The sequence below is a fragment of the Vibrio qinghaiensis genome, assembly GCF_002257545.1.
Taxonomy (GTDB): Bacteria; Pseudomonadota; Gammaproteobacteria; order Enterobacterales; family Vibrionaceae; genus Vibrio; species Vibrio ordalii.
This window is the reverse complement of sequence record NZ_CP022742.1, coordinates 11,620-23,555: the sequence shown is the minus strand read 5'-3', so window position 1 is coordinate 23,555 and position 11,936 is coordinate 11,620. Positions and strand designations below refer to the sequence as shown.

Sequence of the window (11,936 nt, the reverse complement as noted above, 5' to 3'; positions counted from 1 at the left end):
TGTAAATTGATTTTTAAATACCAATAGCGACTTCATCAAGTGCCCGGAATACGGATTCATCTAAATGCCCCTCGTACACTTGCTTGCACACTTTGCGACGTACCGCGAGACCAGAGATCAAACGTTCGATCGACAAATGTTTATTCTCATTTTTCGTGTTGTAGAGCTCGATCAATTTACTTAACGTCTCATAAGAGATCGCCTCATTTCCAACCCTCAGCCAATCCAGCTTATCAATCAGCTCTGTACACTCTTCCTTGATAGAGGATGGCGGGTGTCCAGTCATTGCTGATAACGCCGTTATACTGCGTTCTAGGGCCTCTGGAGAGGTATATTTAGATAAGGTAATCGTAATTTCATCGGCATTGATCTCTACTAGGTGTTTGCGCTGCTTGACTCTCCGTCCTAGCTTACCCTTGGGGGACGGTGCTTTACGCTGAATCGGTTCAAACTCACCATCAATGATCTCAGAAAGCTCTTCTAGCTTTTGCTTAGAAACCATCTCATTGCGCAGTGGGTTAGGTAACGTTGGGGCCATGTTGCGTTTGCCCGCATTGGTGGTACGAGCGCGCGAGTAGCGTAGAACTTCTTCCACATCGCACTTAATATCGACTTGATAATCCATCACTTTTTCTTTATCCATCAGCGTGGTGACCGTCAAGTGATAGCCCCAAAGATTGACGACAAATAACGAATCGCTGCCCTTTCCTTCCGATAATCGTTTTAGCTCACGGACAAGATCCATCGAAAAACGACGCCATTCGATATTACGGGCCAACTTTTGGTTCAATTCACTCAGTAGCATGCTGTCGGTATGGCGACGCGACATGCGACTGCGAAAATAGGAGTAGAGTTGGAAGACCAACGTATGTTGCTTTAGGATCTCAGGTGGAAACAAGAAAAAGTAATCGCGAGTGAGCAACTCTTCGTAGAATGAAGGCTCCCACACCAAAATGTACAAATTAGGTTTGATCCTAATTTCACCATCAGCCCCTTCCGTTGGTGCTTCTTCAGAAGCGGTGATCGTTCTTGCTATGAACCGGAAACGATCACTCTTAAATCCTTCTGGCATGTTTTCACTCAGCCAACGGCCGGTTAACTCATGCAATTGAAAGTCCGTAAATTCAATTCGATCAATACTATCGCGAATAGAATCCCTTGCTGGGCCACTATCTTTTTTACCACGAAGCGACAAAATGTCAGTAATATACAGTGGGGTTTTATTCGGTGTGTGTTTGGTATTAAGTTGGTAATCTTCTTGGTGGTGATCGTGGTATTGCACCGTTAAGGTGAACAGTGCAAACAGTGTCATTAGATCATCCACTGTCATGATATTTTTGGAAGAACGAGTTTCAATGATCGCACGGGTACCAGAAATCGACACCATTGATTTCTGGTAGCTTTTACGAGTTCTTGGTGGAGCTAATGCTTGATCAATGATCCCAGCCCAATTGGTCGGTGAAACCACAAACTGATCCGCTTCGTCTTTCATCGCTGGTGGAATATTTAGCCCATGTTCTGTCAACAAACGCTTATTGACCTGAGTTTGAGCCAGCGCTTTTGAACGCTTGCGTTTTTCTGTCTGTTTTACTGATTCAGTTAACAGACTGGTTGAACCTAGCACAGAGATGAGCTTATTTGGGTTCACAAATTTATGCAGCATTGTCTTGCCAGCTAAACCTTCTTCAAATCTAACTGGGATCTGTTTAAATAAACCGATACTTACTGCAGCACGCAGCCGTTGCTGAATAGCCGCTCTGGTCAATTGGCCATCGGTTGCTTCAATTAACTCTGTTGTCGAGACTAACCCATCTTGGCTACGGAAACCTCTTAGTGAGATCAGGTTAAGAAGTTCAACGATACTTTTTGTAACACCTTTAAAATGTTGGTATTGATCAACCCAATCAACAGCGGTTTCTGAAACTTCAAAAAGATGGCCATCTTTGTGGCTCCTTGGTGCTTTGATCAATATTTTTTCGTCTGCGTTCATTATTAGATCCGTGTCACACTGGCCGTAATATCGCTATAGTTCCAATAGAATAAAGAAAAAAAGATCATAAATAAAGAAAAACTTATTGCTTTTAAATAACTGATCTTTTTGATTATTCTGATCTATATTGTTTATATGATCTAATGATCTGGCCTTAATGAGCATCCTAATTGTTTGTTTTATAGGGATAAAAAATAATCCTCTTCAGAAGCATGATCATAGAAAACGGAACACATGATCATTGTAGAGAAGAAAGCATGATCAATAATATGCTGAACGATGATCATCAGACGACTGAATCAATGATCAAACACTTTCTTAAAGCATGATCATGGTTCATGCACAACTTATCCACATGATGAGTTGAAGTGATGATTTTATTTGAACTCGATGACGAATGTTGGCTTGGTTTTTCTTTGGAAAGATGATCAAGGAAGTGCGTGAAATGCTGTTTCAAAGTCGATTTTTGTATAAACACGAATTGAAATGACAAATAACTCTTTTTACTGCTTCTGTTATAAGGAGTGAGAGTGTGACGAAAGCATGATCAAGAGCGTATTGAAGAAGGTTTTGTGATTTGGTGCGTTTCAAATTTTACTTATTATGTACTAGGTATTCTGCTCAGCCCCGACTCTATCTGCAATCATCCGTAATTATGCGCTATTTTTACATGCTTCCGAGCTTAAATCACACTTGATCATTGATCCGATGAAGATCCATTTGTTTTCTGATCATTTGTCGATAAAGACGATGCGAATTTCTCTTGATCATTGTTCCTATGGCGTGGGATCTCTTCGGACGCATGATCATCATGTTAGCCTTGATCATGCGTCCTGCTACGTTGACTAAAAGGACCAGTTTTGCCTGCCCTGTCGCTCTAGTTACTGTTGTCCATGTTCTATGCTTATTTAACCGACCTACAGGTGTGACATCATTCCAAATGACACATACCGTAAATTATGCTGCTTCTCTAATCGTTCCGGGTATTTTAAGCTTATTTACAATGTAAATAAGTTACGTTGTAATATTTTAAATGTTCAAATAAATAATGGACTACGTTAGCTATTATTTAAGGAAAAACGATGACCATAATGAGGCCAATTCATTAAATTCCGATATGTTTTTCTATTTATTGTGATATTAATCTAAAAGTGAATGTTCACCTTTTTGTTGAGAGTATTAATTTTTTTGCTGTACAATTTTCGTTAGGTACTTATTATGGAATTTGGCAATGAAAAGAGAACAAACCATAGCGAATCTCTACCAGCTCGCCGAGCAAACTCAACAGGTGCAAGCTGACCGAATTGAAATTGTTTTAGAAGAACGTAGTGATGACCATTTCCCAGCGATGTCAAAAGCGTTAATGGAAACTCGTTCAGGCTTAACACGCCGTAAGCTAGATGATGCCATTTCCAAAATGGAACAAGCTGGCCATCAATTTACTAAAAACAATGCAAATCACTATTCAATTTCTTTAGCGGAAGCCCATATGCTCATGGATGCCGCTGGTGTGCCTAAATTCCACCAAAGGAAAAAGCATGGTGATCATAAGCCTTGGGTCATCAATGTTCAGAACCAAAAGGGGGGGACAGGTAAATCAATGACGGCTGTCCATCTAGCTGCGTGCCTAGCCCTTAATTTGGATCAGCGTTACCGTATCTGCTTGATTGACTTAGATCCGCAAGGTTCATTACGGCTATTTCTCAACCCGCAAATCAGTTTATCAGAGCACAGTAATATCTATTCTGCCGTTGATATTATGTTAGACAACGTGCCTGAAGACACTGAAGTGGACAAGGCGTTCTTACATAAGAACGTGATGTTGCCAACCCAATATCCCAATTTAAAAACTATCTCTGCATTTCCTGAAGATGCAATGTTTAACGCAGAGGCGTGGCAGTATCTTTCGCAAAACCAATCGCTTGATATTGTTCGACTGCTGAAAGAGAAACTTATAGATAAGATTGGCAATGATTTTGACATCATTATGATTGATACTGGCCCACACGTTGACCCATTGGTATGGAATGCGATGTATGCTTCCAATGCATTACTGATCCCGTGCGCGGCTAAGCGATTAGATTGGGCGTCAACCGTCAATTTCTTTCAACACCTTCCTACGGTTTATGAAATGTTTCCAGAAGATTGGAAAGGGTTAGAATTTGTACGTTTGATGCCGACTATGTTTGAAGATGATAATAAAAAGCAAGTCTCGGTATTAACGGAAATGAATTACCTTTTGGGTGATCAAGTCATGATGGCGACGATTCCGCGTAGCCGAGCATTTGAAACCTGTGCTGACACCTACAGCACCGTTTTTGATCTCACCACCAGCGATTTTGAAGGTGGTAAAAAGACGCTAGCGACTGCGCAAGACGCTGTACAAAAAAGTGCACTGGAGCTTGAGCGAGTGCTTCACAGTCATTGGTCATCACTAAATCAGGGGTAAGTAAAACATGGCAATTAAAACGTCTGAGCTAAATGCGAAACTGTTTGGTAAAGCGAATAAGCGACGTGCAACCACCCCGCAAGAAGCCCAAACGGCAGCGAAAGAACAAGCGCAAATCATCGAATTGGCGGTTGCGGGAGAAGAATTAGTCACTTTCGAACTGGTCAGGATTCCCGCAGATCAAGTAGCGGAAAAGACGATTGTTTTTACGCAGAATGCGCGTGAACAAGCTTTTCTGAATGAGCATGCTCTATCTGATGTATTGAGTACATTACGCGAGCGTGGTCAGCAATATCCTGCGGTTGGTCGTAAAACCGCTGGGGGTAAAATTGAAGTCCTTGATGGCAGCCGTCGTCGAATGTCTTGCATCTTGGCGGGTAAAGAGTTTTTGGTTTATGTTGCTGAAGACATAAACTCAGAACATGCGAAGTTTCTTTCGGATGTGGCAAATGCGCACAAGCCGCTTTCTCTGTATGAGAAGGGTAAAGAGATGCAAGCGAAGCTGGATAACGGTGAAGCGGAAGACCAAAAAGCTTTAGCCAAGATATTTCAATGCAGTGAGGCCCTAGTAAGTGGTGCTCTAAAAGCGGCGGCTTTGCCGCTTGAGCTGTTGCAAGCTTATCCAAATGTGGTTGAATTAGGTCGTCCAACCATAGTTAAATTGCATAAACAATTTAATGAACTCGATGCAAAGCAACAAGCAAATTTGCTGGAAAAGTGTCAATCTGAAGATGGATTTGTTTGGCAGCGTAGTAGCGTACAAGGTGTTGCCCGATTGACCAAAGAAGTTTCGGAGACAATTGAGTGTTGGATACAAGAGTTGTTGCCACCTAAACGCACCGAGCATGTAAAAATTGATCTGATCAAAGGCCGCGCAAATTACAGTCGTAAAGGCAGTAATTTAGCGCTGAATTTGAAAAAGGTGGATGATGTTACGATGCAAGAAATATTAGATTTTATTCAATCTAAGCTTGATTAAGCATCCATCATGTAAAGAATAAAAACCCGCCACGGCGGGTTTTTATTCACTAAGTCTATTCAGTTCGAATCTATTGATTTCTTAAACGCTGCCAGTATTTTTCGTAGATAGCGAGTGCTTCAGGCCCAACATCATTAATGAATTCCCCTTTAGCCATATCTTCATCGGCTGGAAAAATCGTTGGATTGTTGCGAAGCTCTGCTGGAAGCAACGCTCGTCCACTTTTTGTTGCCGATGCATAGCCTAAGCTATTGACAATCTCAGCTTGGTTTTCTGCTTGATACATGAAGTTGACGAATTTATGCGCTAACGCTTTGTTGTTGCTGCCTGAGGGAATAGTAAAGTTGTCCATCCATAAGACAGCGCCTTCTTCCGGCATTGCAAATTTTAGCTCTGGCATCTCAACTTGGCCTTGGTAGGCATTCCCGTTCCATTGCATCCCTAACGCCGCTTCACCTGATACATAAGGCACATGTGGCGCATCAGAGTTATACAGCAGTACATTATCTTTTAATGCGACCAATGTTTGGTAGGCTTTTTCAATTTCCTTTTCATTTTTTGTATTGATACTGAAGCCATTTAAGATCAGTGCCATACCAAAAACATCGCGAATATCGTCAATCAACATCACTTGATGGCTATATTTCTTATCCCATAAATCAGCCCAGCGAGAGACACCCTCTGGTACTAACGCTTCGTTGTAGCTGAGGCCAGTGATCCCCCAAATATAAGGGAGGGAATAACTATTTTTTGGGTCGTGTGCTTGGCCGAGTAGTGAAGGCATAGCATCTTTCATGTTCGGGATTTGTGCATGATCCAGCTCGGTTAGTAACCCTTCACGTCCCATTTTTTCAATGAAATACGCTGAGGAAAAAACCACATCATAACCACCGCCTTTGAGCAACTTGAGCTTGGTATACATTGACTCGTTATTTTCAAAGGTCGAATAGTTAATTGTTACCCCTTCCTGCAGCTCAAACTGCTTGAGGGATTTTTCTGGTAGATATCCTCCCCATGCATAAACGTTGAGTGTTTTGTTGTCCGCGCTTACGTGTGAAGAGGCTAGAACTGCTGTCAAAACCAATCCTTTGATGAAAGTTTTCATTGCATTTGAATTCCTTAAATAGCCCAGAACCATACTGGGGTAGGTGAATAATTAGTTAAAAATGGTCACGATTAAAGCAAATATAATTTGTCGTAAAGAAAAATATTTTTAACGACGCACAGTGATTATAGCGGCTGTGCTACCATTGCATTTCAGCGAGGTGGCGTAAATATGAACATGATAGCGGCTTATTTAGATGATTTGATGGTACAGGCTGAGCGTAGCCTATGGCGTATTGGGCTCTTAATCCGTGGTGAGCCGCAATGGCAGCAACACATGCTTATGCATTTTCTCGCAAAAAGTGAAGGGCAAGCCATATTTCAGTTAGGCGGAGAACCGTTACCATGCGTTCGTTATGCTCCCTTCAACAAGGGACAGCAGTTTCTTGGTCAAGAATGCCATTTACTTATTTGTGACAATTACCACGGTTTTGATGCGAACAGTTTCAGTGCTGCGCTGGGTTCATTGGTCGGTGGTGGGTTGCTGTTGATCATTGAAGCCCCTCAGCGTAACGACTCTTTAGCTGATCGCTGGTTGACGCGAGCGTTCGAGCAGCTCGTTGTTATAGAGCAGAATCAACCCTGCCCTCCTTTACCCGTTTATCCACGAGTCAGTTCTCAATTCCCAATTTATGAACAGCAATCCGATGCCGTTTCAGCAATCCTTCGTGTGGTGGACGGACATCGCAGGCGGCCATTGGTTCTCACTGCCGATCGGGGACGAGGGAAAAGCAGCGCGCTTGGTATTGCTGCGGCTAAATTGATGGCGTCTCGTTCATTAGATATTGTGGTCACGGCACCCTCAATCCATGCCGTAGCGCCGATATTTGAACATGCGGCTAGAGGCTTAACAGGCGCTTACGTCACCAGACTATCCCTTACTTGGCAAAACTCGTCATTGACGTTTGTGGCACCAGATGAGCTGATTTTGCATCGGCCACAGTGTGATCTTCTATTGGTAGATGAAGCGGCCGCGCTGCCTTTATCTATGTTAAAAAACTGGGTTGAACACTATCATCGCGCGGTCTTCTCTACCACCATTCATGGCTACGAAGGATGTGGGAGAGGGTTCACGCTTAAGTTTCAAACTTGGTTAGCACACCATCGAGCTGGGACTCGAACTCTCCATTTAGAACAGCCGATCCGTTGGCGTCAGGATGATCCGTTAGAAGCGTGGCATTACGATACTTTCCTCCTTCGCTATGATTTAGCGACATCGCCGACGATGACATCAGAACGGTTAGCGACACTTAAAATTGAGCATCTGGATAAGGCTCAACTCATTGCCAACCCGACACGCTTAGCCGCTATTTTTTCGTTATTAGTGAATGCTCATTACCAGACATCACCGAACGATCTATTTCATTTTTTAGCGGACGATAAAGTTCAGCTAGTTGCTGCAATGGTAGGCGAGGTTTGTGTCGGTTGCTTGCTGACAGTACGTGAAGGTGGGCTTTGCAACGCTTTAGTGGAAGAGATCCAACGAGGAAAACGACGCCCTAAAGGCCATCTTGTTCCAGTCTGCTTAGCTAATCAGGTTGGTATTACGCAGGCTGCGCAGAGTGTTTGTCAGCGCATCATGCGTATTGCTGTTCATCCCGAATTACAAAATCAAGGGTTAGGCAGCCGCTTGATTGAAGCGTGCATGTTGGAAAATGATGCCGACTATTTAGCGACGAGTTTTGGCGCAACGAGCGATTTAATGGCTTTTTGGGCTAAGAACCAATTTGTTCCGATAAAACTAGGGAGTCACCGAGATAGTGCGAGTGGTTGTTTTTCCTTAATCATGGTCCAAGCAAAAAAATTGGATTGGTTAACTCGGGCAGAGCAGATCTTCGAACAGCATTTCATTTTCTCTTTATCTGATTCTTTGCAAAGTCTAGAGCCGGATTTAGTGCGGAGCATCCTGTTATTAGTTCGAAATCGTGTCATATGCTCAGATTTAAATGAAGTTGATTTCCTACCTTATTCATTGCTGCGTTGTTACGCGCAAGGTGGTGCGGATTATGAAAGTGTGAGTGTATGGATTCATCGGCTAATTACTTCATTGGATAAAGCTGCTCTATCACTGGTATCTGATGTACTTATTGTCAAAGTATTGCAAAGGAAAAGCTGGCAAGAGTGTGCCAGTCAATTAAATCTCACTGGACGGAAAATGATTGAGGCTACCCTCCGTCATGACCTCAACCGACTGTTAGGTGATTTACAGTGTAAAGTGGACCATTCAACGCAATGAACCACACTCAATTTACACTGTAAAGCGCGAACAATGTAAGAGAAGACGCTTTCTCTCGATGTACTGTGCTTGTCATATGACAAAAAAGCCCTACTACTTACGTCTTAAGAGTAGGTTTTTTTGTTCTAGTCACAGAATAAAAAATCCAAACTATATTAATAAGTTAACCGTACGGTCACTGTTGTTGTAAGGTTTTTATTTTTGTTCCTACCGTGTTCAATCATTTGCTTAATGAGTATTCCCTCCTACACTCAAGGTCAGGTGTTCTCCTAAAAATAGAATATAAATAGTACTTAAGGATGAGATATGAATTTTTTGTTGGTGGAGTCTTTGGAAATTTCAACGGTATTAGATTCCAAAGCAAACTATCTTCAATGGCTAAGCCTGGCTCCTCCTTTAACGATAGATGCATCTCAAGTCAATAGCGTGGATGCTGCAGGTATGCAACTGCTCGCCTCTTTGTTCATGACAGCAAAGCGAGCTGGAATTGAGATCACTTTAGTTCACGCAACAAACACGCTCAATGAAGGTATTGCGCTACTAGGTTTAGAAAGCTTGTTCGCAGAGTAATGAGATTTTGCAAGGAAGGGGCTATGACAAAGATCCTCGCGGTTGATGATTCGGTTTCAATTCGTCAAATGCTAAGCCATACATTGAAAGATGCAGGTTATGAAGTTGAAACCGCTATTGATGGAAGTGATGCATTACGTAAGGCACAACAAACCAAATTTGATGTTGTTATTTCGGACGTCAACATGCCCGTGATGGGTGGGTTTGAGTTAGTTAAAGCGATACGTGGTAACGCTCAATATAAGTTTATTCCTATTTTGATGCTCACCACCGAAACGAGTATGGAAAAGAAACAAGAGGGAAAACTCGCAGGGGCAACCGGGTGGTTAGTTAAACCATTCAACCCTGAAACGTTATTGAAAACACTAAAACGGGTCATATAGAACACCGTATCTTATTAAAAGCTTCATTCGTTAAATGACGTTAACTGGCAGGAAGAGCTATGGCTTTAGACATGGAACTGTTGCGCAAGATGTTTTACGAAGAGTGTCGTGAAAATCTTGAAGTGCTTGAAAATGTACTGCTCAATCTTGACCCCAATCAGGTTGAGAAGGAGACTATCAATACCATTTTTCGAGCTGCTCACTCTATCAAAGGTGGCGCTGCGACCTTTAGTCTACTGGATATCAGTGAATTTACTCATTCTGTTGAGGCGTATCTTGACCTAGTCCGTAACGAGAAATTAGCTCTCACCGCTCAAAGTGTGGATGTTCTACTTAAAAGCGGTGATTGCATTCGCAATATGCTCGCGGGGCATGAGAGCCATGGTGAGGTTGATAGTGAGCTTCAGCAGAGAGTCAGCCAGTCACTGCATGCTTTACTTGCCGACAATTCGACAGTTGATCATGAGCTAGCAGACCATCACCCGCTTGACGCCGAAGATGAACAGACGCCATCGCTCTTAAAGGCTTCTGCCAACGAGAACCACTTAGGTTGGAAAGTCGTTTTTACTCCGCATAGAGAACTTTATTTCAGTGGTAATGATCCACTTCGGTTGCTGCGAGAGCTTTATGAACTGGATGATCAGTGCAGGGCGGAAGCTCAGCTTGAGCACCTTCCCGAATTGGCGGAAATAGAGGCTGAGCTTTGTTATTTAAGCTGGACGATTTTTCTCAGTGGCCAAGTGCAAGAGAGTGATATTCGCGAAATCTTTGAATGGGTTGAAGATGAATGTGACTTAATTGTTGAACCTTTAGTACAAGAATCGACGACCCAAGATATGATCAGCGAGAGTGAGGAATCTTTGGCCGAGGCGCAACCTACGTTTCATGAGAACGCGCTTTCCCCTACCGAATCAGCAGAGCAAGTTGATCTCATAAAACCCATCGATCTCATAAAATCAATAGAGTCTACGCCCGCTGTTGCGCCTAAAGTGGCGAAAGCAGAATCCAGCGTAAGCTCTATTCGCGTTGATATTGAGAAAGTCGACAGCCTGATTAATTTGGTTGGGGAACTTGTTATCACTCAATCAATGCTGACCGAAATCGGCAACGATTTCACCATGGATAAATTAGAAAAGTTGCAAGCAGGCCTAGTTCAGCTTTTGCAAAACAGTAAAGATTTACAAGAAAATGTGCTCAATATTCGTATGTTGCCGATGAGCTTTGCTTTTAGCCGCTTTCCTCGCTTGGTACGAGACTTGTGTGGCCGACTTGAAAAAAAGGTGGAGCTGAGCATCATTGGTGAGCATACCGAGCTCGATAAAACCGTCCTTGAACGTATTGTTGATCCATTGGTTCATTTGGTCAGAAATGGTATTGACCACGGAATTGAGCAGCCACACATTCGCCTTGAACAAGGCAAACCCGAAACGGGCACCATTGAACTACATGCTTATCATCAAGGTGGCTCGATTGTTGTTGAAGTGAAAGATGATGGCGCGGGGATCAACTGTGAAAGAATATTTCAAAAGGCGCTAGAAAAAGGTGTATTACCTAAAGATACACGGCGTGAAGAGATCACCGACAAACAGATCCTTAACCTTATTTTTGCCGCAGGGTTTTCAACGGCAGAACAAGTGTCTGATATTTCAGGTCGTGGCGTCGGCATGGATGTTGTGAAACGTAATATCGAAGAGTTGGGTGGCCATATTGATATCGAATCCACGTTAGGTAAAGGTAGCCATTTCACCATCTGTCTACCACTCACTTTAGCCATTCTCGATGGGCAACTGATCAAAGTAGGAGGAGTGGTTTACATCATCCCACTGCTCACCATTATCGAATCTATCCAAATCAACTTAGCTAATGTGAAGTATGCCGCCGGTGGGGTTGAGCTGTACCGGCTTCGTGACGAAAACATTCCTATCTTACGTCTGCAAGATGAACTAGAAATGGGATCAAGTGGAGCTTTGCCCGATAGAATACTCTGCTTTGTTGAAGCCGCTGGGTGCCGCGTTGGCTTATTGATTGATGAGCTACTAGACCAACAGCAAGTGGTTATAAAGAGCTTGGAGTCAAATTACTGCAAAGTGGCAGGCATATCAGGAGCTACGATTTTGGGAGATGGTTCCGTTTCGCTCATTTTAGATATTCAAGGGTTAATCGCCACGTACTCGAATCGACGGTCAAGTTTATCTCCCAAGATTATTGCCGCTTAGCGAAGGTGA

Annotated in this window: 8 protein-coding genes; 6 read left to right on the top strand and 2 right to left on the bottom strand. The window is 43.0% G+C overall.

Features of this window, described 5'->3' with window-relative positions:
• Nucleotides 1–13: 13 nt before the first annotated feature.
• A complete protein-coding gene (locus tag CCZ37_RS13445; RefSeq protein WP_010317255.1) occupies nucleotides 14–1,990 on the bottom strand; it encodes a replication initiator protein RctB domain-containing protein in 1,977 nt (658 codons plus the stop codon).
• 1,231 nt (nucleotides 1,991–3,221) lie between these two features.
• Between CCZ37_RS13445 and CCZ37_RS13440 the strand changes: the two genes are divergently transcribed.
• Both CCZ37_RS13440 and CCZ37_RS13435 read left to right on the top strand, forming a co-directional pair.
• Entirely contained in the window at nucleotides 3,222–4,439 is a 1,218-nt protein-coding gene (locus tag CCZ37_RS13440; RefSeq protein ID WP_094500884.1) for a ParA family protein, read from the top strand.
• A gap of 7 nt (nucleotides 4,440–4,446) precedes the next feature.
• Nucleotides 4,447–5,418 carry a ParB/RepB/Spo0J family partition protein gene (locus CCZ37_RS13435; protein WP_094500882.1) on the top strand — a complete coding sequence of 324 codons (972 nt, stop codon included), beginning with the start codon at nucleotides 4,447–4,449 and terminating at the stop codon, nucleotides 5,416–5,418.
• Between the two features lie 70 nt (nucleotides 5,419–5,488).
• Here the strand turns inward: CCZ37_RS13435 and CCZ37_RS13430 are convergent, their stop codons facing one another.
• Nucleotides 5,489–6,523 (bottom strand): ABC transporter substrate-binding protein, encoded by a 1,035-nt coding sequence (locus CCZ37_RS13430; RefSeq protein ID WP_094500880.1) that lies wholly within the window; start codon nucleotides 6,521–6,523, stop codon nucleotides 5,489–5,491.
• Nucleotides 6,524–6,694: 171 nt separating this feature from the next.
• On the opposite strand from CCZ37_RS13430, the gene CCZ37_RS13425 reads away from it, so the two are divergent.
• The 4 genes from CCZ37_RS13425 to CCZ37_RS13410 all read left to right on the top strand — a co-directional run bounded on the left by CCZ37_RS13425 (nucleotide 6,695) and on the right by CCZ37_RS13410 (nucleotide 11,927).
• The gene (locus CCZ37_RS13425) at nucleotides 6,695–8,758 is read left to right on the top strand and encodes a tRNA(Met) cytidine acetyltransferase TmcA (protein WP_094500878.1); all 2,064 of its coding nucleotides are present in this window, start codon (nucleotides 6,695–6,697) and stop codon (nucleotides 8,756–8,758) included.
• Nucleotides 8,759–9,064: 306 nt separating this feature from the next.
• On the top strand, nucleotides 9,065–9,328 hold the full coding sequence (locus CCZ37_RS13420) for an STAS domain-containing protein (RefSeq protein WP_010317271.1): 264 nt from the start codon (nucleotides 9,065–9,067) through the stop codon (nucleotides 9,326–9,328).
• Between the two features lie 23 nt (nucleotides 9,329–9,351).
• On the top strand, nucleotides 9,352–9,711 hold the full coding sequence (locus CCZ37_RS13415) for a response regulator (RefSeq protein WP_010317272.1): 360 nt from the start codon (nucleotides 9,352–9,354) through the stop codon (nucleotides 9,709–9,711).
• A 59-nt stretch (nucleotides 9,712–9,770) separates the two neighbouring features.
• A complete protein-coding gene (locus CCZ37_RS13410; protein WP_010317273.1) occupies nucleotides 9,771–11,927 on the top strand; it encodes a chemotaxis protein CheA in 2,157 nt (718 codons plus the stop codon).
• The last annotated feature ends 9 nt before the right edge of the window (nucleotides 11,928–11,936 follow it).

Bases quoted from the DNA above. Each gene is read 5' to 3' on its own strand.
- CCZ37_RS13410 (WP_010317273.1), top strand. From the start codon at position 9,771: ATGGCTTTAGACATGGAACTGTTGCGCAAGATGTTTTACGAAGAGTGT.
- CCZ37_RS13415 (WP_010317272.1), top strand. From the start codon at position 9,352: ATGACAAAGATCCTCGCGGTTGATGATTCGGTTTCAATTCGTCAAATG.
- CCZ37_RS13425 (WP_094500878.1), top strand. From the start codon at position 6,695: ATGAACATGATAGCGGCTTATTTAGATGATTTGATGGTACAGGCTGAG.
- CCZ37_RS13445 (WP_010317255.1), bottom strand. From the start codon at position 1,990: ATGAACGCAGACGAAAAAATATTGATCAAAGCACCAAGGAGCCACAAA.
- CCZ37_RS13420 (WP_010317271.1), top strand. From the start codon at position 9,065: ATGAATTTTTTGTTGGTGGAGTCTTTGGAAATTTCAACGGTATTAGAT.
- CCZ37_RS13435 (WP_094500882.1), top strand. From the start codon at position 4,447: ATGGCAATTAAAACGTCTGAGCTAAATGCGAAACTGTTTGGTAAAGCG.
- CCZ37_RS13440 (WP_094500884.1), top strand. From the start codon at position 3,222: ATGAAAAGAGAACAAACCATAGCGAATCTCTACCAGCTCGCCGAGCAA.
- CCZ37_RS13430 (WP_094500880.1), bottom strand. From the start codon at position 6,523: ATGAAAACTTTCATCAAAGGATTGGTTTTGACAGCAGTTCTAGCCTCT.